The 22,376-nt window shown below is 62.7% G+C and carries 19 protein-coding genes; 10 read left to right on the forward strand and 9 right to left on the reverse strand.

Annotation, left to right across the window (positions count from 1 at the left end; translation table 11 throughout):
- Window positions 1-34 precede the first annotated feature (34 nt).
- On the forward strand, window positions 35-1,207 hold the full coding sequence (locus tag F0184_RS05890; RefSeq protein WP_150495245.1) for a hypothetical protein: 1,173 nt from the start codon (window positions 35-37) through the stop codon (window positions 1,205-1,207).
- Between the two features lie 135 nt (window positions 1,208-1,342).
- Here F0184_RS05890 and F0184_RS05895 read toward each other — a convergent pair whose 3' ends face one another.
- The 3 genes from F0184_RS05895 to F0184_RS21005 form a co-directional block, all read right to left on the reverse strand.
- Window positions 1,343-3,148, reverse strand: coding sequence for an ABC transporter ATP-binding protein (locus F0184_RS05895; RefSeq protein ID WP_150495492.1), 1,806 nt, complete (start codon window positions 3,146-3,148; stop codon window positions 1,343-1,345).
- 98 nt (window positions 3,149-3,246) lie between these two features.
- On the reverse strand, window positions 3,247-5,028 hold the full coding sequence (gene aspS, locus F0184_RS05900) for an aspartate--tRNA ligase (RefSeq protein WP_150495246.1): 1,782 nt from the start codon (window positions 5,026-5,028) through the stop codon (window positions 3,247-3,249).
- A 211-nt stretch (window positions 5,029-5,239) separates the two neighbouring features.
- Window positions 5,240-5,368 carry a hypothetical protein gene (locus F0184_RS21005; RefSeq protein ID WP_280176930.1) on the reverse strand — a complete coding sequence of 43 codons (129 nt, stop codon included), beginning with the start codon at window positions 5,366-5,368 and terminating at the stop codon, window positions 5,240-5,242.
- Here F0184_RS21005 and F0184_RS05905 point away from each other — a divergent pair.
- From F0184_RS05905 to bktB, 3 genes are all read left to right on the forward strand, one after another.
- Complete coding sequence (locus tag F0184_RS05905) at window positions 5,367-5,855, forward strand: peptidase associated/transthyretin-like domain-containing protein (protein ID WP_150495247.1); 489 nt, start codon at window positions 5,367-5,369, stop codon at window positions 5,853-5,855. The genes F0184_RS21005 and F0184_RS05905 overlap by 2 nt on opposite strands.
- A 9-nt stretch (window positions 5,856-5,864) precedes the next feature.
- The gene (locus F0184_RS05910) at window positions 5,865-6,509 is read left to right on the forward strand and encodes a ferric reductase-like transmembrane domain-containing protein (protein WP_244298989.1); all 645 of its coding nucleotides are present in this window, start codon (window positions 5,865-5,867) and stop codon (window positions 6,507-6,509) included.
- Between the two features lie 90 nt (window positions 6,510-6,599).
- Window positions 6,600-7,781, forward strand: a complete 1,182-nt coding sequence (gene bktB, locus F0184_RS05915; protein WP_150495248.1) for a beta-ketothiolase BktB — start codon at window positions 6,600-6,602, stop codon at window positions 7,779-7,781.
- A 129-nt stretch (window positions 7,782-7,910) separates the two neighbouring features.
- Here the strand turns inward: bktB and F0184_RS05920 are convergent, their stop codons facing one another.
- Entirely contained in the window at window positions 7,911-8,534 is a 624-nt protein-coding gene (locus F0184_RS05920; RefSeq protein ID WP_150495249.1) for a ParA family protein, read from the reverse strand.
- Window positions 8,535-8,690: 156 nt separating this feature from the next.
- On the opposite strand from F0184_RS05920, the gene rnd reads away from it, so the two are divergent.
- On the forward strand, window positions 8,691-9,884 hold the full coding sequence (gene rnd, locus F0184_RS05925) for a ribonuclease D (RefSeq protein ID WP_150495250.1): 1,194 nt from the start codon (window positions 8,691-8,693) through the stop codon (window positions 9,882-9,884).
- 213 nt (window positions 9,885-10,097) lie between these two features.
- On the opposite strand, the gene F0184_RS05930 is transcribed toward rnd, so the two are convergent.
- The 4 genes from F0184_RS05930 to F0184_RS05945 all read right to left on the reverse strand — a co-directional run bounded on the left by F0184_RS05930 (window position 10,098) and on the right by F0184_RS05945 (window position 15,704).
- Complete coding sequence (locus tag F0184_RS05930) at window positions 10,098-11,621, reverse strand: Ppx/GppA phosphatase family protein (protein WP_150495251.1); 1,524 nt, start codon at window positions 11,619-11,621, stop codon at window positions 10,098-10,100.
- A gap of 1 nt (window position 11,622) precedes the next feature.
- The gene (locus F0184_RS05935; RefSeq protein ID WP_150495252.1) at window positions 11,623-13,842 is read right to left on the reverse strand and encodes an RNA degradosome polyphosphate kinase; all 2,220 of its coding nucleotides are present in this window, start codon (window positions 13,840-13,842) and stop codon (window positions 11,623-11,625) included.
- 83 nt (window positions 13,843-13,925) lie between these two features.
- Complete coding sequence (locus F0184_RS05940; protein ID WP_150495253.1) at window positions 13,926-14,606, reverse strand: P-loop NTPase family protein; 681 nt, start codon at window positions 14,604-14,606, stop codon at window positions 13,926-13,928.
- Between the two features lie 12 nt (window positions 14,607-14,618).
- Window positions 14,619-15,704 carry an AI-2E family transporter gene (locus F0184_RS05945; protein WP_150495254.1) on the reverse strand — a complete coding sequence of 362 codons (1,086 nt, stop codon included), beginning with the start codon at window positions 15,702-15,704 and terminating at the stop codon, window positions 14,619-14,621.
- 211 nt (window positions 15,705-15,915) lie between these two features.
- Here F0184_RS05945 and purM point away from each other — a divergent pair, with 211 nt between their 5' ends.
- A complete protein-coding gene (gene purM, locus F0184_RS05950; protein ID WP_150495255.1) occupies window positions 15,916-17,007 on the forward strand; it encodes a phosphoribosylformylglycinamidine cyclo-ligase in 1,092 nt (363 codons plus the stop codon).
- A 2-nt stretch (window positions 17,008-17,009) separates the two neighbouring features.
- On the forward strand, window positions 17,010-17,681 hold the full coding sequence (purN, locus tag F0184_RS05955) for a phosphoribosylglycinamide formyltransferase (protein WP_150495256.1): 672 nt from the start codon (window positions 17,010-17,012) through the stop codon (window positions 17,679-17,681).
- Window positions 17,682-17,720: 39 nt separating this feature from the next.
- Here purN and F0184_RS05960 read toward each other — a convergent pair whose 3' ends face one another.
- The gene (locus tag F0184_RS05960; RefSeq protein ID WP_208998347.1) at window positions 17,721-18,626 is read right to left on the reverse strand and encodes a DUF4344 domain-containing metallopeptidase; all 906 of its coding nucleotides are present in this window, start codon (window positions 18,624-18,626) and stop codon (window positions 17,721-17,723) included.
- A gap of 450 nt (window positions 18,627-19,076) precedes the next feature.
- Between F0184_RS05960 and ndk the strand changes: the two genes are divergently transcribed.
- From ndk to F0184_RS05970, 3 genes are all read left to right on the forward strand, one after another.
- Entirely contained in the window at window positions 19,077-19,499 is a 423-nt protein-coding gene (gene ndk, locus F0184_RS05965) for a nucleoside-diphosphate kinase (protein ID WP_150495257.1), read from the forward strand.
- Window positions 19,500-19,786: 287 nt separating this feature from the next.
- Window positions 19,787-20,062 (forward strand): hypothetical protein, encoded by a 276-nt coding sequence (locus tag F0184_RS20490; protein ID WP_172972003.1) that lies wholly within the window; start codon window positions 19,787-19,789, stop codon window positions 20,060-20,062.
- A 175-nt stretch (window positions 20,063-20,237) separates the two neighbouring features.
- On the forward strand, window positions 20,238-22,337 hold the full coding sequence (locus F0184_RS05970) for a molybdopterin-containing oxidoreductase family protein (protein WP_150495258.1): 2,100 nt from the start codon (window positions 20,238-20,240) through the stop codon (window positions 22,335-22,337).
- Window positions 22,338-22,376 lie beyond the last annotated feature (39 nt).

The following is a 22,376-nucleotide window of genomic DNA, read 5'->3' on the forward strand; positions in this document are numbered from 1 at the left end:
TGCCAAAGGCCGTTCCATCACGGAGACCCATATTATGACTCGTCGATCCACAGCCCTCGCAGCGGCCTTGTTGCTGTCCGTCGCGGCGATCCCTCTTTCGGGCGCGCAGGCCTTTCAGCCCACCGGCAGCGATGTTGGCGATGCCTTCTTGACGCTCCTGGAGGCCGAGGACGGAAAGGTGGACAGCTATGCCAGCGCATCACCGACCAGCGCGGGACTGGTGATCGAGGGGATCAAGGTCGTCAGCGATGGCGGAGATGACACAGTCGTGACTATCGGCCGAACCCTTCTTTCGGACGGCCAGCTTCAGGCCGATGGGCGGCTGAAACTGGGCGGGTTGTCCATGGACGATTTGGCGCTCACCTCCAGTGACGGCGGGCTGACCGTGCAGACCATGCGCGCGACGGACGTGCTGCTCCCCGCTCCGGGGATGGTGGACAATGTCGAGGATTTGCCGCTTGGCGGGCCGGTCTACAAGACGGTGGCGGTCGAAACCATCACCGTGACCGCGGAAGACGGCAATACCGTCGCGATCGACAAGATCGCCGCGACCATCGACGAGATGGACGGCGATCTGATGACGGCCGGCAGCTTTGCCGTGGACGGTCTAACCATCGATACCGCCGCCCTGTCCGATACTGATGCCGCGGAACTGAAAAAGCTTGGCTACGACAGTATCACGCTCGATGTGTCCGGCCAGGGCCGCTGGGATCCGGACAGTGCGCAGGCCGATCTCCAATCCTGGCGCATCTCGGGCGCGGAAGTCGGTACGCTCGAACTCTCCTTCTCGCTTGGTGGCATCACACGGGAGCTTATCGACCAGTTGGATGCGGCCCAGGACAATCCGGAAGAGGCCATGGCCCTGATGCAGGGCATCACCGTGAACGCGATCAACATCGATCTCCAGAACGATTCGCTGGTCGACCGGGTGCTGGAACAGCACGCGCAGGAAGCTGGCATGGACCGGGCGACCTTCGTGTCCCAAATGACCGCGGCGCTGCCTATGATGCTTGGCATGCTGCAAAATCCGGGGTTCCAGGATGAAGTGGCCACCGCCCTCACCGCCTTCATGACGGATCCAAAATCGTTGAGCCTGGCGGCCGCCCCGGCGAACCCGGTGCCAATGGCCCAGATCATGGGGACCGTCATGATGGCCCCGCAGGCCCTGCCGCAAATGCTCGGTGTGTCGATCAACGCCAACCAGTAGACCGGGCGACAGGCGTTGCGCCGGACCACACGAAACCGCCCCGGACTTGGTCCGGGGCATTTTTTTTGAGGCCTTTGTCCCGGCTGTCCGATCGGCAAAGGGCTTGGGGCCTTTCGGGTTAGGCTCGCACGGGCGCTATTCGGCTGCCGGCTTCTTCTGGCCCGCGGCGGCGGCCTCTGTCTGGAACTGCAAGTCGCAAAGGCGCCTGTAAACACCGTCTTTCGCATACAAGTCGGCATGGGTGCCGCTTTCGGCAACCTTTCCGCGGTCGAGGACATAGATCCGGTCGGCATGGCGCACGGTGGACAGCCGGTGGGCGATCACCAGGGTGGTCCGTCCCTTCATCAACCGCGCCAGCGCGGACTGCACCTTGGATTCGGACTCAGCATCAAGCGCAGACGTCGCCTCGTCCAGCAGCAGCACCGGCGCGTCACGCAGCATCGCCCGGGCAATGGCGATCCGCTGCCGCTGACCGCCAGACAGGTTCGCGCCGCCCAGTCCAGCCGGAGTGTCGTATCCCCTCGGCAGTTCCAGGATGAAGTCATGGGCGTTCGCATCCCGTGCGGCCTGCTCGATCTGCGCGTCTGTCGCCTCCCGGCATCCGAGCGCGATGTTGTCGCGAAGGGAAACGTCGAACAGGAAAGTGTCTTGCGAGACGACGGCGATCTGCCGGCGCAACGAGTTGAGCGACACCGCGCGGATGTCCTGACCATCGATGGAAATCCGGCCCGATCCGGGATCGTAAAACCGCTCGAGCAGCGCGAACAAGGTGGACTTTCCGGCACCCGACGCGCCAACCAGCGCCGTCGTCTGGCCGCCGCTGGCAACAAGCGACAAACCGCGCAGCGCAGGGGACTCTCCGTAGGAAAAATCGACGTCCTTGAACTCGACCTCCCCCGTTCGGATCTCCAAGGGCGGCGCCCCATCCTGGTCCACCAGAACGGGCTTGTCGTCAATCAACTCGTACATGATCCGCACGCCGACGAGGCTTTTCGACAAATTGACCTGCAGGCGGGCCAGACGCTTGGCCGGATCGTAGGCCAGGAGCAAAGCGGTGATGAACGAAAAGAAGGCACCTGGGTCCTGGTCCAACTCGACAACCGCGTAGCCGCCATAAAGAATGACAAGACCGACCGCGCAGCCGCCCAGGGTTTCCATCAGCGGCGAGGTCCGGGCCGTCAGGGCCGCGATCTTGTCGGCCTGTTTGCGCACATCGTCGACCGCCGCGTCCATGCGCGCGCGCATGAACGGCTCGATCGCAAAGGCCTTGATGACCCGCGCGCCCAGGGCCGTTTCCTGCAGGACGGACATGATCTTCGCCGACGACACGATCTGCTGGCGGGCATGCTTGCGCACCCGTTTGATCAGCACGGTCACGGCCAAGACCGCGGGCGGCATGATGACCAGGGCAATCATGCTCAACACCGGATCCTGAAGCAGCATCACACCGACAAGCGCCACCAGTGTCAACACGTCCCGGCCGAGCGTGACCATGACCATGTCCATCACCGCGCGCGCGTCATTCGCGCCCTGATTGACCCGGACGGACAGATCGCCGAGAGACTTCTCGTCCAGATAGGCCGTGTCCTGCTCGGTGATCCGGCGGAACAGGGTCTTCTGCAGCGTGGCCACGATGTCATTGCCAATCCGCGCCAGAACGACCATCTGTCCGTAGGACGCTGCCCCCTTGACAAGAAAGATCCCAACCACGGTGGCGGCGATCACATACACCATCATCGGATCGCGATTGACGAAAACTTCGTTGATGACGTCGCGCATGATCCAGGCGCTGGCGGCCGTCGATCCGGCAACAAGCGCCATGAAAAAGAACGCCAGACCATAGCGGGCCATATACTGCCGGGTATTCTCCAGCACCAGCCGCTTGACCACCTGGTAGGTGCCGTCAGGATCTTGCAAAAGTTGCCATTTCGCGGGATTCATCACGCCGCTGATCGCCTTTTCGATATGCGAAGGGCCGGATTGTCCGGCCCTTGGTTGCGTTATCGTTTCTTTTCAGGACCGTCGCAAGAGGCGGTGGATCAGCTTTCGGGCAGGTTCAACCGCAAATGCAGCTCGCGCAACTGGGCCGCGGTCGGCTCATTGGGCGCCCCCATCATCAGGTCTTCCGCCTTCTGGTTCATCGGGAACAGCATGACCTCGCGGATATTCGCCTCATTGGCCAGCAGCATCACGATCCGGTCGATACCGGCCGCGCAGCCGCCATGCGGCGGCGCGCCATACTGGAAGGCGGTGACCATGCCGCCAAAGCGCTTGTCGACTTCCTCGGCCGGGTACCCGGCGATCTCGAAGGCCTTGTACATGATCTCAGGCTTGTGGTTCCGGATGGCCCCGGACACCAGCTCGTTGCCGTTGCACGTCAGGTCGTACTGATAGCCCTTCACCTGCAACGGATCCCCTTCGAGCGCTTCCAGCCCGCCCTGGGGCATGGAAAACGGATTGTGCTCAAAATCGATCGCGCCGGTTTCCTCGTCCTTTTCGTAGATCGGGAAATCCACGATCCAGGCGAACTCGAACCGCTCCTTGTCGGTGTGGCCGAGTTCCTCACCGATGATGTTGCGGGCCTTCGCGGCCACCGGCTCGAATTGCTTCGGCTTGCCGCCGAGGAAGAACGCGGCGTCGCCGACATCGAGGCCGAGCTGCAGCCGGATGGCCTCGGTGCGTTCCGTGCCGATATTCTTGGCCAGCGGACCCGCCGCTTCCATGGACCCGTCGTCGGCCGTGCGCCAGAAGATGTACCCCATGCCGGGCAAGCCTTCGCCTTGCGCGAACTTGTTCATGCGGTCGCAGAACTTGCGGGAACCGCCATTTGGCGCCGGAATGGCCCGGATCTCGGTGCCCGGCTGCTGCAGAAGATTAGCGAAGATGGCAAATCCGGACCCGGCAAAATGCTCGGAAACGACTTGCATCTTGATCGGATTCCGCAAGTCCGGTTTGTCGGAGCCGTACCAAAGGGCCGCGTCCTTGTAGGCGATCTGCGGCCAGTTGCGGTTGACCGGACGCCCGCCGCCGAATTTCTCGAAACAGCCGGCCAGCACCGGCTCGATGGTGTCGAACACGTCCTGCTGGGTGACGAAGGACATTTCCATGTCGAGCTGATAAAAATCGGTTGGCGAGCGGTCCGCGCGCGGATCCTCATCGCGGAAGCACGGCGCGATCTGGAAATACTTGTCGAAACCGGAGACCATCAGCAGCTGCTTGAATTGCTGCGGGGCCTGCGGCAGCGCGTAAAACTTGCCGGGGTGCAGGCGGGACGGCACCAGGAAGTCGCGCGCGCCTTCCGGCGAGGATGCCGTGATGATCGGGGTCTGAAATTCGTTGAACCCGATCTCCCACATACGATTGCGCAGATCCTTGATAACCTCAGACCGCAAGATCATGTTGTTGTGCAGCTTTTCACGGCGCAGGTCGAGATACCGGTATTTCAGGCGCACTTCTTCGGGATAGTCCAGGTCGCCAAATACCGGCAGCGGCAGTTCTTTCGCTGCGCCCAGAACTTCCATATCGCGGATGAAAATCTCGATCTCGCCGGTCGGCAGATCCGGATTGACCGTCTCAGCGGTCCGCTTCTTGACGTTGCCGTCGATACGAATGCACCACTCGGACCGGACGGTTTCCGCTAGACCAAAGGCGGCCGAATCCGGGTCAACCACGCATTGGGTGATGCCGTAATGGTCGCGCAGATCGATGAACAGCACCCCGCCGTGATCGCGCACCCGGTGAACCCAGCCGGAAAGACGGATGGTTTGACCCTCATGGGACAAACGGGTGTCACCGCATGTATGGCTACGGTAGGGATGCATTCTGTGTCCTCGATTTTGATTGAAGCGTGCGGAAACGATCACGCCGTGACAGCGCCCGGGCGCCGGAACGATGCTGCCCGGCAGCAAGATCCGGACATGCGCGCCGCACAAGCCACGATGCAGGCGAAAAGTCAAGGGAGCGGGCCAGTCTGGGCGGCAGATGCCCGGTCTTCAACGGTCTTGAAGCAAGCGTGCGAACCGGTGCCTTCGCTCACGGGACCGTGAACGCGAAAACCAGGATCGTGTGACGCTCCGGCATCGGATTTTGCCACAAAGGTCCTATACCGATGGAGATAGGAAGATCCACCAGGGCGCCTTTCAGCGACAGGAGAGATGACATGCCGTTTCCTCACCTCAACCGCCGCCAAGTTCTGGCCATGGGAGGCGCCGCTTTCGTAGCCGGCCCGTCCGGCCTCGTGGTTCCAGCCCGGGCTCAAGGCCTTGCACCAACGCCATCCATGCGGGGCGGCGCGAACAACTACCGGCCCGGCGCGCCCATCGTGGAGCGAATCGGCGGCGGCGGGTTCACCATGACCGGCACCGTGCGCCGGGCGGGCGACGGCCGGCCGCTGCCCAATCAGCGGATCCAGATATGGGCCCATACCACCGAGGGCCACGAGCGCGACTGGCACAGCCACGGCGCGACCCTGACCGATGAGGACGGGGTGTTCCAGATGGACATGCCCCAGATCGTGCCCGCCTTCGGGCAACCGCACGGCCATCTCGCCTATGACAGCGGCGACTTCAAGACCGTGTTCTTGCGCCCGGTCATGTCCAGCGCGAAAGACACCCGCCTGGAAGCCCATTTCGTGCTTGAACCGGCCTGACGGGCACCCGTGACCATCAAGGCAAAGCTGCGAGCCGCCATCATCTGGGGCCTGACAGTGGCCGTCCCGGCGGCCGCGCTCTGGTTTGCCGCGACAAGCCCTTTGCTGGCCTGGCGGGACCCGGTCTACGTCGCGGCGGGACTTGCCGGAGTGGTCGCCCTGGTGCTGCTTTTCCTTCAGCCCCTTTTGGCGGCCGGGCGGCTGCCGGGATTGTCCCCCTACAAAAGCCGGCGCATCCACCGTTGGACAGGGGCCTGCGTGTTGCTCGCGGTCCTGATCCATGTGGCCGGGCTTTGGATCACCAGCCCGCCGGATGTGGTCGACGTTTTGCTGTTCCGGTCTCCGGCGCCCTTTTCCATCTGGGGTGCGGTCGCCATGTGGGCCGTGTTCGCAACCGCCACACTCGCCTTGTTGCGCGGTCGGTTGCCTCTGCGGCCGCGGATGTGGCGCCGCCTTCACACAACCCTGGCGCTGATGAGCGTGATTGGCACAGCCGGTCATGCCGTACAGATCGAGGGCACGATGGAAACCGTGTCGAAGGCCGTCTTGTGCGGACTTGCAGTTGGCGCGGCGTTTTTCGCCGTTCTGGACTTGCGGATCTGGGCGCGGAAGCCCCGCCGCGAACCCCTCCCCTTGCGCGCACTGAAGAAATGATTGTTCCGCCTTTCGTGACATGACGCTTGCGGCAGGCACCAAGGCTTGCGATGAACGCATCAGGACTTTGTGCAATGGGGATGGAAAGCCATGAAAGAGATTGTGATTGCCAGTGCCGCCCGCTCGGCGGTGGGGAGTTTCGGGGGATCCTTGAAGGATATCGCGCCGGCGGATCTGGGCGCACTGATCGCCAGCGCCGCGATTGAACGAGCCGGGATCGAGGCCGGACAAGTCGAGCAGACGTTCTTCGGCAGCGTGATCCATACCGAACCGCGCGACATGTACATCGCCCGCGTGGCCGCTCGGGGAGCCGGTGTACCGGACGAGGCGCCAGCCTTGACCATGAACCGGCTGTGCGGCAGTGGACTGCAGGCCATCGTCTCCGCGGTCCAGGCCATTTCCATGGGCGATGGGGACGTCACGCTGGCCGGCGGCGCCGAAAGCATGAGCCGGTCGGGCTATCTGATGACCGGCGCGCGCTGGGGGCAGAAAATGGGGGACACGCAAGCCGTCGACATGATGACGGGCGCGCTGCACGATCCGTTCGGCATCGGTCATATGGGCGTGACGGCTGAAAACGTCGCCGAGCGCTATCAGGTCGATCGCCAGCGTCAGGATGCCTTCGCGCTGGAAAGCCACCGCCGCGCCAGCGAAGCCATCCGCGAAGGCCGCTTCAAGGACCAGATCGTTCCCGTGATGGTGGGCCGCAAGGGCAAGGAATCCGAGTTCGATACGGATGAGCATGTCCGCCATGACGCGAAGATTGAAGACATTTCAAAGCTGCGCCCGGTGTTCAAGAAGGACGGGATGGTCACCGCCGGAAACGCCTCCGGGCTGAATGACGGAGCCGCCGCGATCATCCTCATGACCGCCGAAAAAGCAGTCCAGCTGAACGTCAAGCCGCTGGCAAGGATCCGGTCCTACGGCGTGGCCGGGGTCGACCCCGCCGTCATGGGCATCGGTCCGGTACCCGCGATGCAGATCGCGATGAAACGGGCCGGTATTTCCAAGGACGATCTGGCCGTGATCGAATCGAACGAGGCGTTCGCCGCTCAAGCCTGCGCGGTCAACGATCAGCTCGGCTTGCCGTCCGAAAAGGTCAATCCGAATGGCGGCGCCATTGCGCTGGGTCACCCGATCGGCGCAACCGGCGCCATTTTGATGACCAAGCTGGTGCATGAACTGCAACGCCGGAACGAAAGACTGGGCGCGGCCACCATGTGCATTGGCGGCGGTCAGGGCATCGCGATCATCGTCGAGAACCTCGGATAATATCAGCGCGGGCGGCGGGATCGGGTATCCCGTCTCCCCCGCTCCCGGTTGCGGCATGCTGCAAGCCCACTTTGGCGTTTGCCCGCGTTGAACCGGTTTACCGTCGCCATTCAAAGCCTTCAGGACAAATCAATCAACAGCCTGAAGCAGTGGATGCCATTGCCCGCGGATATCGGAGGAGCGTGCATCCGAAAAATCGAAAACACCCGATCCGCTCGTCGCGTGCTTCGCATAGACCACACGGTCTGAGATCCGGCACAGAACGGGATAGCCCTTTTTGGCGAGCGTTTGCTCTAGCTCGGCGACCTGGCTGGAACTGCGGTTGATCCGGTTGGCCACCAGAAAAATATCGGCCTTCCCCTTTCGCACGCGTTTGATATCGGCAATGCCATCCAGGAATTTCACCGTGGCCTGCCAGTCGAAAGCGGATGGGAGAACGGGCACGACGATGTCGGAGGCCTCGGCAATGAGGTTCTTCGCCAATTCCGACCGCAGCCCACCGGGTCCATCGATCACGATCGCGTCCAATTTCTTGTCCTTGTCCCCAATTGCCCCTTCTTTGGTCCAATCCAGGCTTTCGATCTTCGCCAGATGAGCCGGCCGCCGCTTCATCCAGCCAAGGCTCGACTTCTGTCTGTCCGCATCGGCCAACGCCACATCATCCCCCCGCGCGGCGAGCGCGACGGCCAAATTTGTCGCGATTGTGGTCTTGCCACACCCGCCCTTGGAGTTGACGATCAGTATTCTGCGCATGAGAGCCTCCCGACTGTGGACATGTTTTTCAGCCCCACTGGTTCTCAGGACCGAAGACTAGGCGCACTGTTTGCGCTTTATCAAGACGTATTCTTCCAAAAATGTACCATTTCGTGGCGACAAGGCGGCAAGAGTGAGGTATAGATTTCGGCTACCATGAATGTCATCAAAACCACCCAAGATCTTGCGGATGCCTGCCTGCATCTGTCTTCCCACGACTTTGTGACTGTCGACACCGAATTCCTTCGCGAGTCGACATTCTGGCCCAAACTCTGCGTCATTCAGATGGCAGCTCCGGATGCGGCCTTCATTGTGGACGCATTGGCGGACGAGCTGTCTCTCGAACCGTTCTTCGAACTGATGCGCGACACCTCTACGGTGAAGGTGTTTCATGCGGCGCGGCAGGACATTGAAATCATTCATCATATGGGCGGTTTGATTCCCGCGCCCCTGTTCGATACGCAAGTTGCGGCCATGGTGTGCGGGTTCGGCGATTCCATTTCCTACGACCAGCTTGTCTACAAGGTGACCGGAGCGAGAATCGACAAGTCGTCCCGGTTTACCGATTGGGCCCGCCGTCCGCTGACCAAAAAGCAGCTGGACTATGCGATGGCCGACGTGACCCATCTGCGCGACGCCTATCAATTCCTGAAGGCGAACCTGGCGGAGCAGAATCGCAGCCATTGGGTCGAGGACGAAATGACCGTTCTGACCTCGGAAAAGACCTACCGGACCGAACCGGACGAGGCCTGGCAGCGGCTAAAGATGCGGGTTCGGAAACCTGTCGAACTGGCCGTGATGATCGAGGTTGCGGCCTGGCGCGAACGCGAGGCGCAGACACGGGACGTGCCGCGCAGCCGTGTTCTGAAGGATGACGCGATATATGAGATTGCGGCGCAACAACCCCAGTCGCCGGATGCGCTTGGACAATTGCGCACCATTCCACGCGGATTTGAACGCTCGAAACACGCCGACGAAATCCTGAAGGCGGTTCGCCGCGCCGTTGCACTGCCAAAGGACGCTCTCCCGAAACTGCCCAAGGGGCGTGCCGCGCCGGATGGATCCGCTGCGGCCGTCGATCTCTTGAAAGTACTTTTGAAGATGGTGAGCGAAACCCATGGTGTTGCGGCCAAGGTGATCGCAACCGTCGAGGATCTTGAGAAGATCGCTGCCGACGACACCGCCGACGTCGCCGCGCTCAAAGGCTGGCGGCGGGAGCTTTTCGGCGAGGTGGCCCTCAAGTTGAAACGGGGCGATGTGGCGCTGGCCTTCCGCGGACGCCAGATTGTCGCCCTGGATCAGGTCCCGGCTGAGGGCAAAAGCCCGTCTGTGCCCCAGGCGGCGGAATAGTTTTCGCTCCCGCCCGAGCAGGGGCGTCCGCAATTATCAAGGGCGGCCGGACGCCTCAAGCGGAGCCGGATAGCAGGAAGGCAGCCGGCTGTCACTTCACCGACCAGAACCGGTGTTGAGGCCGAGGCTGCCGGCAATCGCGCCGGGGCGGATATCGGCCGAGAACGCGAACACCCTGCCCGCTTTCTTCATGGCGGGCGCAAACCGGAGCGGTCAGTCCGCGACCTTGACGGTCCCCTCCAGCCCGACGATGCGGCCGAACTGGGCGGCCCTCTTGCGCAACCGTTCCCCATCGAAGGCACTGAGGCCGGCCGGCAGGACAAAGGCAATGCCCTCGACCGAGCGGCGAACCTTCACCTTGGGCAAAATGCCCGGCATGGACGCGCTGAACAGGGAAGCAACCCGCAAGATCGCACCCAGGATTTTTGCCCGGTAGCGCAGACGGTCCGTGAACAGCTGCCGGATAACAGGCGATAACGCCCCTTCTGCAAGACCCTGATGGCGGTAGAAGACGGCGGCGGCCAGATAGGCCCGGCTGGCATGATCAAGTCCCACAAAGCCGGCATTCGAAATGATGTTCAAGCTTTGCTCGCCCCGGTAATCCGGGTGGGCCCGCCAACCAATATCAGCCAGAAGACACGCGGCATGGCGAAGCCGGTTCTCCTGATCGGTTTCTTCTACATCCAGAACATCGAACACCGCATCGCTCCATTCGATGAGTTCCTGACCATGATCTGGCGCGCGCGCGCGCAGGAGGCAGAGTTCCCTGGCAGCCTCGATGACAGGATCAAGGGCCTTTTCTTCCTCCGTCAGGTTTTCATGGAGCAAGCCCTCGCGAACCCCGGTCGCGGAAAACACAACCCGCTCCGCATTCATTCCCCTGAGCAAGCGCTCCATGACTACGGCGCCGAACGGCACAAGCGGACGGCGTTGCTTGGAAACAACGTCGGCACATGCAACCCCTTCCAGATCGTTGCGCGAGATCGCCTTGCAGAACTCGATCGCCTCCTCCGCCGGGATCTCGTAGTTGTGCATCACATGCAGTGGGTAATTCTTCTGAACGAGATGCAGGCGGCCGAGCGAGCGCCATGTTCCGCCCACCGCAAAGAACGTGCGTTCCCCAAGGTCAAGCTCTGGCCATACGTAATCGGACAAAGCCTCGTCGGCAATCCTCTGGGCCTTTGAAACCCGACCCTCGGCCATTTCCGCCAAACGCAGACCGCCGAGCGGAAAGGTGACACCAGGCAAAGGTTCCGTGCTTCTGACCTCAACCAGTTCGAGGCTGCCCCCACCCATATCGCCCACGATCCCGCGCGGCTGCCAGAAGCCGGCCACCACACCCAGTGCCGAGTAATAGGCCTCCTCGCTGCCGTCCAGGATCCGCACCGGAGCCCCGATCAGGCGCTCGACCTCCCGCACGAACTCCGGACCGTTCGAGGCATCCCGGGCGGCCGCGGTTGCGATGACATGGGTTTCCAGAACCCCAATATGCCCGCACAAGGCCCGGAACCGGTTGATCGCGGAAAGCGCTGTGGCCACCGGCTCGTCGGCAAGGCGTCCGGACGCTGCAACGCCGCGCCCCAAACCGGCAAGCACCTTCTCGTTGAAGAGGATTGTCGGCGTGCGGGCCTTGCGTTCGTAAACAACAAGGCGAACGGAGTTCGAGCCGATATCGATGACCGCGACCGGTCCTGATCCATTGAGCCGGCCTCGTGCCGGCGTGCATTGGCGTGTCATGTCAACCACGTTTCGGTCGTTCCAGGAAGGGTCGCGGACGATCGCCCTTGAGCGATTTCCCGCGGCCGGACAAGGACGGATTTGTCATGAAATAGCGATGCGCGTTGAAGGGCTCTTCGTTGACCTCTGGTACGATCCGCTCGTGGCCGCCGTCGGGCAGGATGCGCCAGCTTTGCTGATTGTCCTTCAAATTCGCCACCATGATCTGATCGAGTACCTGTTCGTGCACAGTGGGTGTCTGCATCGGGCAGAGCACCTCGACCCGCCGATCGATGTTGCGCGGCATCAAATCGGCCGAGCCGATATACACATGGGCCTGCGGCGAGGGAAGCCCGTGCCCATTGCCGAAACAGAAGATGCGGGAGTGTTCGAGGAAGCGGCCGACAATCGACTTCACGCGGATGTTCTCGGACAAGCCGGGAATTCCGGGCCGCAAACAGCAAATCCCGCGGATCACGAGGTCGATCTGAACGCCCGCCTCGCTCGCCTCGTACAGGGCGTCGATGATCTTCGGATCGACAAGGGAGTTCATCTTCATCCAGATCTGCGCCGGCCGCCCCGCCCGGGCATGCTCGATCTCGGCCCGCGTCAGTTCCAGCATCTTCGAGCGCAGGTTCACCGGCGAGACCATCAGATGATTGAGTTCGGCCGGTTGCGCGTAGCCGGTGATGAAATTGAAGACCCGGGCCGCGTCTGTCGCAATCTGCGGATCATCGGTGAAGAAGGAAAGGTCCTCGTAAATCCGCGCGGTGATCGGGTGGTAGTTGCCCGTCCCGATGTGACAATAGGTCTTGAGCTGGCCGTTCTCGCGTTTGACGACCATCGACAGTTTGGAGTGGGTCTTCAGTTCGATGAAGCCGAACACCACCTGAACGCCGGCCCGCTCCAGATCGCGGGCCCATCTGATATTGGCCTCTTCGTCGAAACGGGCCTTGAGCTCTACCAGCGCGGTGACCGACTTGCCCGCCTCCGCGGCCTCCGCCAGCGCCTTGACGATCGGCGAGTTGTTGGAGGTGCGGTAAAGCGTTTGCTTGATCGCCACCACGTCCGGGTCCTGCGCGGCCTGCCTCAGATACTGCACAACGACATCGAAAGACTCGTATGGATGATGGACGATGATGTCCTTCTGGTGGATCGCCGCGAAACAATCGCCACCATGTTCGCGAATTCGCTCCGGGAACCGGGCCGTGTAGGGCTGGAATTTCAGGTCGCTGCGTTCCAGATCCACCACCTGGGACAGATTGTTGAGGGCCAAAAGTCCGTCGGCGAGGAAAATCTCCTGCTCATCCACCTTCAGCGCCTCCGCGACAAACTCCAGAAGCGCGGGCGGCGTGGTGTCCTGGATCTCGAGCCGGATGACCGATCCCCGGCGGCGGCGCTTGAGCGCGCTCTCAAACAGGCGGACCAGGTCTTCGGCCTCTTCCTCGATCTCGATATCGCTGTCCCGGATCACCCGGAAGGCGCCCTTTCCCCGGATCTCATAACCTGGAAACAGCCGGGCGATGAACAGGCCGACAACCTTCTCGATCGCAATGAACCGGGCCGCTCCCTCTTTGCCGTCGGGCAGGCGCACGAAACGCTCGACCTGCGCAGGAATACGCAGGAGCGCGATCATGCCGCGCCCTCCGGAACTGGGCACCAGCTCGAACACGATCGAAAAGCCGAGATTGGGAATAAAGGGGAACGGATGGGCCGGGTCGATGGCAAGCGGTGTCAGAACGGGAAAGATGTAGGACAGGAAGTGGTCTTCCAGCCACGTCAGCTCGTCCGGTGTCAGGGTTTCGCCGTGGAGGATTTCAATACCATGCTCGGCGATCTCCGACCGCAGTCCGCTCCAGATCTGCTGCTGGGACCCCTGCAGTTTTCGAACGGCGGCTCCGATTTCCTGGAGTTGCTCACTCGGCGTCAGTCCGTCATCGGACAGGGTCATCACGCTCTCGCGCTGCTGGCCGCGCAACCCCGCGACCCGCACCATGAAGAATTCGTCGAGGTTGTTCGCCGAGATCGAGAGGAACCGCAGCCGCTCCAGAAGCGGATGATTCCGGTTCATCGCCTCTTCGAGAACCCGGTGGTTGAACTGCAGCCAGGACAGTTCCCGGTTCATGAACCGCCGGGGCGATACCTTGAGATCCACGCCCTGGCCATCTTCCTGGGCCGTGACGGATTTCGGCGCGCGGGCGGCAGCCTCCAGCGCATCGGTCAGATCGATTCTCTCGTTCATATCCAGCCTCCTCTCCTCACACGTTCGCTTCCGGTCAGTCTCAACACAAACGGGCCGGAGAAGATCCGGCCCGCTGGTATGCTCTATACGCTTGTCTGCACACGCTCAAGAACGCGGCCGGCCAGCGGCCGTGTGATCTTCACCCGGCCCGCCAGCGCCTCGCGGTCAATGGCGTCAACGACACTCAGCGCCACCTCCAGCGAGCGTTCCATCCGCACCACCAGATAGTCGACAACGCTCAGGTCGACCGCGAGCTGGCGGTCGGCAAACAGTTTCACCAAGACCTGACGCAAAAGACTGTCGTCCGGTTCTAGGATCTCGACGGGAGTCGCGGCCCGCAGACGCGACTGAAGGTCGGGCAGTGTCACCTGCCAGGCCGCCGGCCAGGTTCGGCTGGTGATCAGCACCTTGATCCCTGCCTCCCGCGCCGCGTTCAACAGATGGAAAAGGCCAGTCTCGTTGACCCCCCGGTGGGCATCTTCGAGAATGACCGCGGGAAAAGCCACAAGCCCGGGCACGTCTTGCGGGGTCACATCGCGCGCGATCCGGACCGCCGCTCCGCTTTCCGCGCGCAGAACCTCTACCAGATGCGTTTTCCCCGATCCGACCGGCCCACCCAGAATCACTACCGAAGACGGCCAGTCCGGCCAGCTTTCCAGGAGTTCAAAGGCCGCCTGGTTCGACTGGCCAACAAGGAAATCCTCGCGCCCCAGTGCCGCATCGTGCGGCAGGACCAAGGGCAACTGGCGAGGGGGTTCTGCCATGATCTGCCGTGCCTACTCTTCTCGGGTCGTCCTGGCTTGGCGGGTCCCGGTGTACAACGGGCTCGCTAGGTACTGGCTCAGACCGAACCGCGCAAGCACGCCGATCATGGCCGCAGCCGGCACCGCAATCAACATCCCCACAAATCCAAAGAGATATCCAAAGGCAAAAAGGGCAAACATCAGCGTGACAGGGTGCAGGCCGGTGCGGTCGCCGACCAGTTTGGGTTGAAGGATATTGCCTTCGAGAAACTGGCCGGTGGCAAAGATCAGACCGACCGCCACGATCCACGGCCAGTCTGGCCAGAACTGAACCAGCGCCACGCCAAGGGACACCAGAAACCCAAGGCTGGCGCCGACAAACGGAATGAAGCTGATCAGCCCGGCCCCCATGCCGATCAGAAGACCGAAATTCAGTCCGACCAAGCCGAGGCCGACCGCGTAGAAGGTCCCCAGAATGACGCAGACCGTCAGCTGTCCGCGCACGAACCCGGCAACGGCCCTGTCCATTTCGCGGGCGAGCCGGCGCAACTCGTCAAGGTGATCGCGCGGCAGCCAGCTGTCGATGCGCTCGACCATCCGGTCCCAGTCCAGAAGAAGATAGAAAGCGACAACCGGTGTAATGACAAACAGGGAGAGGATGGACAGTAGCGCCTGTCCGCCGCTCCAAACGGACTGCGCGAGCTTGCCGATCCAGCTGGCGCCCTGCCCGATCAGATTGGTCAGAGACGACTGCAAATCCTCGGCCGTCATGCCCGCGCTCTGCGCAACACGTTCGATCAGATCCCGGCTCAAAAGCCCCTGCAATTGGCGGACAAGATCCGGAAACCGGTCCAGGAAGCCGGTGAGCTGATTGCCGACAATGGGCAGGACCAGCAAGAAGAAGAAGATCAGGACGACAATGAACCCCCCGAGGATCGTGACGGTCGCCCAGATCCGGCTCATGCCCGTTTTCTCGAGCCGGTCGCAGACCGGGTCAAGCAGATAGGCGACAGCCATCCCGGCGACGAATGGCAGGAGAACGGGCGAAAAAACCCAAAGAAAGAAGACAAAGGCCGCCAGAGACACCAGCCAGAATTGGATTTGACGGCGCAGGCTCATGGGCCCGGACTCCTCTTTACAAGATCGCGCATCGGCGCCATTGCACATCAACGACCCCGGCAGTTACGGTTGTTCAGGCGTACCGGTCAACCCACTTGACCCGGCCGTCCCGCTGGTTTCACGCTGGCATCTTGCCGTAACCCTTGTTTTGCCGCGCGTCAGGCTGTATGCGCGGCGCAGATGTGAACAAGCGACATTGCCGGGAGCCCCCATGAGCCAGGACCAAGCAGATGGCCAGACGCGCCAACAGGCCAACGGATTGACCTATGCCGCCGCCGGGGTCGACATCGACGCCGGCAACGCCCTGGTGAAGGCGATCGCACCGATGGTCAAGGCCACCGCCCGGCCGGGCGCCGACAGCGAAATCGGCGGTTTTGGGGGCTTGTTCGATCTGAAGGCCGCCGGTTTCACCGATCCGGTCCTGGTCGCCGCCAATGACGGGGTAGGAACGAAGCTCAAGATCGCCATCGAAAGCGGGCAGCACCGGACCGTCGGCATCGATCTTGTGGCGATGTGTGTGAACGATCTCGTAGTCCAGGGCGCGGAACCCTTGTTTTTCCTCGACTATTTCGCCACCGGGGCGCTGGATGTGGCGACGGCAACGGATGTTGTGGCGGGCATCGCCGATGGCTGCCGGATGGCGGGGGCTGCCCTGATCGGCGGCGAGACGGCGGAAATGCCGGGCATGTATGCCGCGGGCGACTACGATCTTGCCGGCTTTGCCGTTGGGGCCGCCGAACGCGGCGCGTTGCTGCCGCGCCCGGATGTGCAGACGGGCGATGTGATCCTGGGTCTCGCCTCGTCCGGGGTCCATTCCAACGGCTACTCGATGGTGCGCAAGATCGTGGCGCTGGCCGGTCTGGACTGGACGGCGCCCGCCCCCTTCGCGGCCGGCGCCAGCCTGGCCGAAGCGCTTCTGGAGCCCACCCGGATCTACGTGAAGCCGCTGCTTGCCGCGCAGAAGAAAACCGGCGCGCTGAAGGCGCTCGCCCATATCACCGGCGGCGGACTGCCGGAAAACCTGCCCCGGGTTCTGCCGAAGGACAAAGGCGCGCGGATCGACCTCGGTTCAATCCGTGTCCCGGACGTCTTCAAATGGCTGGCGCGAACCGGCGGCGTTGAACCGTTTGAGATGCTGCGGACGTTCAATTGCGGGATCGGCATGGCCGTGGTGGTCGCGGCGGACAGCGCAGATGCCGTGGCCGCGGCCCTTACGGAAGCCGGTGAAAGCGTGATGGTGCTGGGACAGATCGCGCAAGATCTCGACGCCCCTGTCGTGTTCGACGGCACGTTGGACCTGTAAGCATGGTAAAGCGGACAAAGACAGCGATCCTCATATCCGGCCGCGGTTCGAACATGGGCTCGCTCATTTCCGCGGCACTCAATCCGGCCTATCCGGCGGAGATCGCTCTTGTCGTGTCGAACGTTCCCGGCGCTGCGGGCCTTGCCCGGGCCTCCGAATTCGGCATCGCAACGGCGGTCGTGGATCACAAGCCCTTCGGCGCCGACCGCGAAGCGTTCGAGAAGGCGCTCGACCGGCAGCTCAAGGCGCATGGGATCGAACTCGTCGCCCTCGCCGGTTTCATGCGGTTGCTGACACCCTTCTTCGTCAACGCCTGGGCAAACCGCGTGCTCAACATCCATCCCGCCCTGCTTCCCGCCTTCAAGGGCCTTGGAACCCATGAACGGGCGCTGGCCGAGGGCGTCAAATTGCACGGTGCGACGGTGCATTTCGTGTCGGCGGAAATGGACGACGGGCCAATCATCGTCCAGGGCGCGGTTCCGGTGCTGGACGGCGATACCCCGGAAACCCTTGGCGCCCGGGTTCTGAAGGTCGAGCACCGGATCTATCCCAAGGCGCTCGAACTGGTGGCAGGCGGGCAAGCCCGGATCAAGGGATCGTCCGTCGCGGTGAACTGGACCGCGGACTTTGACGAGGCGGGCGCACCGCCCGTCCTGACCTGGCCGCCGGCCTGAGCGGCACGGTTCGCTCGCACCCGTCCGGCCGATCCCGGGTCAGTTCGCCAGGTTGTCCAGATATGCCCAGGCAAACGTCTGGAGCAGCTCGTAGCACAAGGTCATCTCGCGGCGGTCCGGATCCCAGAACGCGTTGTCCTCTCCGCACGCGGCGGCCGAGAAGCGAACGGGCGCCGGCAGACGGTAAAATCCGTCAAGATCGGCCGCGACCTCTTCCATGAGGCCGCTTTCCCGCAGGAACAGGGCCACCGACGCCTGACCGGTTTCCGCCGGTTCATAGGACAGGCTGATCCGGCCGCCCCGCTCCCCCTCCGGACGGACATACGGCTCGGTCAACACACTCCAGGCGTCGGCGGCCTGCTCGTAGTCGAACGCACAGCTCTCCTGCCGGTCGAGCGGCAGTCCGAGCTCGGTGGCAAGTTCGCCAAATACTTCAGGATCCGCCCCGACCATGAGACACAGGGTGCGGTAGCCCCGCTGGATGTCCAGATCATGGGCCCCGAAGAAACTGTCCAGATCCCCGTTTTCGGGCGCGAGCAGAAACCAGCCGATCATGGCATTGATCAGCAGAATATCCATGTCTTCGGTGTCCAGTTCCAGCATGGTGAGCGCGGCGAGCATGTCGACCGCATCCTCTTCCTGCCCCAAGACCGGCAACTGCAACTCCGATACCAGCATGTGACCGGCTTCAAGATAGAGCGTGAACACCGTGTTGCCGGCGACGAACGTGAAAAGCTCCTCCAGCTTCTCGCTGGACAGCCCGGCAAGGGCAGCGTCCAGGTCCCCAGACACCCCGGTGGACACCCCGGTGGACATCCATATGCCGCCCCCGGCGGACCCTCCGGCTGCGTGCGCCGGACCGGAGGGTGCCGCCGCCATGACACCGAGCCAGATGGCCGCAACGAGCGTGACTATCCATGACTGCGCCCGTCGCCGCAAAACCATGTTCATTCTTCCCCCCACCCAAACACGCTCCAAGCACGCTCCAAGCACACTCCAAACAGCCACCCGGCGGCACCAAGCAGCCACGCGCGCATGCCCGGCGCTCCGGCGCAGCTAAAGACCAAAGACCGATTTTACGGTTCCTTTCACCACGTGTCCCGCATGTTCGGCAAGCCGGCAAAGATTTCAACATGCCCCCGAGCTCCTGCGGATAGAAAGGCGCGATGCCCCGAATCCGTCCTGCGGGGCAACCTTTGCGCGGGGGATCCCCATCATCGCGAGCAAACCGGCATCACGCCCCTTGCAGCCGGGGGGCCACACGGCTATTAAGGCCGCGATTTTCCCCGACGGTGAAGCTGCCCCGCAGCGCCCGTCAGCCGGTCGCGCTCCACGGGACGCCTTGCCGCTGATGGACACCTTGCATGACGAACACGGAACAGAAAGACGAGACCCATGGCGATTGAACGCACCTTTTCGATGATCAAGCCGGACGCGACCAAGCGCAACCTGACCGGTGCCATCACCAAGAAATTCGAAGACGCAGGCCTGCGCGTTGTCGCCTCCAAGCGCGTTTGGATGTCCCTGCGTGAAGCCGAAGCGTTCTACGCGGTCCACAAGGATCGTCCGTTCTTTGGCGAACTGACCGAGTTCATGTCTTCCGGCCCGACCGTCGTTCAGGTTCTGGAAGGCGAAAACGCGATTGCCAAAAACCGCGAAGTCATGGGCGCCACCAACCCGGCGGACGCTGCCGAAGGCACCATCCGCAAGGAATTCGCGCTGTCCATCGGCGAAAACTCCGTACACGGCTCCGATGCTCCGGAAACCGCGGCCGAAGAAATCGCCTTCTGGTTCTCCGGCACCGAACTGGTCGGCTAATTTTCCAAGCTGATCGGATTTGAAAGGGCTGGCCGCCATCAGCGGCCGGCCCTTTTTGCTGAGCGCGGCCAAGCCTGCAAGTCAAAGCCCTCTGCGCCATTTCGTGCCTGACCCGCCGCCCCGCCGCTCTTTGGGTGGTCATCCCCGCCCCGCGGAGCGGAAATGTGCGGGGATCCAATCAGGTTTGCGGCAAACGCAAGGCGGCGATTTCGGCTGTGACGGGGGCCGGAAACCGCACACCGCGTCCCCCGTTCTCAAAGCCAATGGATCCCCGCACGGCGGCGGGGATGACCGTTGCGGAGCAGGGAAAGGGTGGAAAGAATGACCACGCCATTTTCCGATTGCGCATGAAACGCCCACTCGGGCGGGGCGTCACAAAAGATGGCCGTGGCAAGTTTTCCCGTCTGGGAAACGACTTCAGAACAATTTCAACGGTTCCAGATCGCAAAAACTGCGGAGACGGCACGCCAAACACGTATTTTTCCGTACTTCAGATTTGGCCGGGCGCTTTTTACTTTGGCCGCAATGCACAACAACAAGTGCGGCCCCATCGACATCATTGAAGAGACTGCCCCTTTTCGGGCGTTGTAACCCGTTTCACTTGCTTGCCCGGTCCGGCCGTACCCCGACCGGAATGGAACACGGGCGCGTCCGGGCTGGCCTTCGCTTTCCCCTTGACAAGCCGCGAGCACACCGGGACCCTGCGCCTCCTTGTTCCCAGCATGGACGCCCGCCGGCATGACCCAGCATCCGCCCAAATCCGCCTTTTCCGCCTGTCCGCATGACTGCCCGTCCACCTGCGCGCTGGATGTCGAGGTGCTGGCGGATGGCCGGATCGGGCGGGTGCGCGGGGCGCGCGGCAATGCCTATACGGCCGGTGTGATCTGCGCCAAGGTTGCCCGCTATGCCGAGCGGCTCTACCATCCGGACCGGCTGCTCAAGCCCCTGCGCCGGACCGGCAAGAAGGGAGAGGGCCGGTTTGAGGAAATCTCCTGGGACGCCGCGCTGGACCTGATTGCCGAAAGGTTCCTGGCCGCGGAAGCGGAGTTCGGCACGGAGAGCGTCTGGCCCTATCACTATGCCGGCACCATGGGCCTGGTGCAGCGCGACAGCATTCACCGCTTCCGCCACGCCAAGGGCTATTCGCTGCAATTCGACAGCTTTTGCACCAACATGGCCTGGACCGGCTATGTGGCCGGAACGGGCAAGCTTGCCGGACCCGATCCGCGCGAAATGGCGGTGTCCGACCAGATCGTGATCTGGGGCACCAACCCGGTGGCAACGCAGGTCAATGTCATGACCCACGCGATTGCCGCCCGCAAGAAACGCGGCGCGCGGATCATCGTCATCGATGTTTATGAGACGGAGACCATGAAACAGGCCGATCTTGGCCTGATCATCAAGCCGGGCACCGATGCAGCGCTTGCCTGCGCGATCATGCATGTGCTGTTCCGCGACGGTCTTGCCGATTGGACCTATCTCGAGGCGTTCACGGACTGCCCGCGCGAGCTCGAAGCGCATCTTCAAACCAGAACGCCAGACTGGGCGGCCGCTATCACCGGGCTGGAGGCCGCGCGCATCGAAGAAGCCGCTAAGCTGATCGGCGCGGTCAAGCGAACCTACTTCCGGCTGGGCTATGGCTTCACCCGCTCGCGCAATGGCGCGGTCGCCATGCATGCGGCCAGCTCCATCGGTGCGGTGCTTGGCTGCTGGACGCTGGAAGGCGGCGGCGTGTTTCACAACAACGGCGCGATCTACGCGCTCGACAAGTCGATGATCGAGGCGCCGGAGCTGAAAGACCCGAAAACCCGCGCGCTCGACCAGAGCCTGATCGGCCGCATTCTGACCGGCGATGAAACGGCGCTTCTGGGCGGTCCTCCGGTGAAAGCCATGCTGATCCAAAACACCAATCCGGCCTCGGTTGCGCCGGAGCAGGAACTGGTGAAAGAGGGCTTTGCCCGCGAGGACCTGTTCACCGTCGTCCACGAACAGTTCATGACAGAAACAGCGGAACTGGCGGATATCGTCCTGCCCGCAACCCAGTTTCTGGAGCATGACGACATCTACAAGGGCGGCGGCCACCAGTATCTCCTGTTGGGTCCGAAGGTGACGCAGGCCCCGGAGGGCCCGCGCGAAAATCTTGATCTGCTCAACGATCTTGCCAGGCGCGTGGGCGCTGCGGATCATCCCGGCTTTTCGATGAGCGCGCGCGATCATATCGACTGGATGCTTCAGAACTCCGGCTACGGGACCCTTGAAGAACTGGAAGCCAACAAATGGATCGATCTGCAGCCGGATTTTGAAACGGCGCATTATCTGAAAGGCTTCGGCCATTCCGACGGAAAGTTCCACTTCCGGCCCGACTGGGGCCGGTCAAACGCCCCGAACAAGCCGGCGGGCGAGCCGATGGGACCGTGGAACGCCATGCCTGAACTGCCCGATCATTGGGAGGTGATCGAGCAGGCGGACGATCAGCATCCGTTCCGTCTGGTGACGGCCCCGGCCCGGTCTTTCCTCAATTCCTCGTTCAACGAGACGGAAAGCTCGCGCAAGAAGGAAGGCCGCCCGGAAGTCTGGCTGCGGCCGGAAGACGCCTCCCGGTTCGGCATTCAAGACGGTTCAAAAGTGAAGATGGGCAACCGGCGCGGCATTGTTACCTTGCATGCCCGGCATCTGGAAACGGTCGCCCCCGGCACGGTCATCTCGGAAGGCATCTGGCCGAACGCGGCCTTTGAAGACGGGCGCGGGATCAACACACTCACCGGCGCGGACCCGGTCGCGCCCTATGGCGGCGCGGCGTTCCACGATACGGCGGTGTGGATCAGGGCTGCGGAGTAACGGGCGATCCCCGCCCTTCCCCCTTGCATCTGACCCGAT

The sequence above is a fragment of the Roseibium aquae genome (assembly GCF_008711285.1).
Taxonomy (GTDB): domain Bacteria; phylum Pseudomonadota; class Alphaproteobacteria; order Rhizobiales; family Stappiaceae; genus Roseibium; species Roseibium aquae.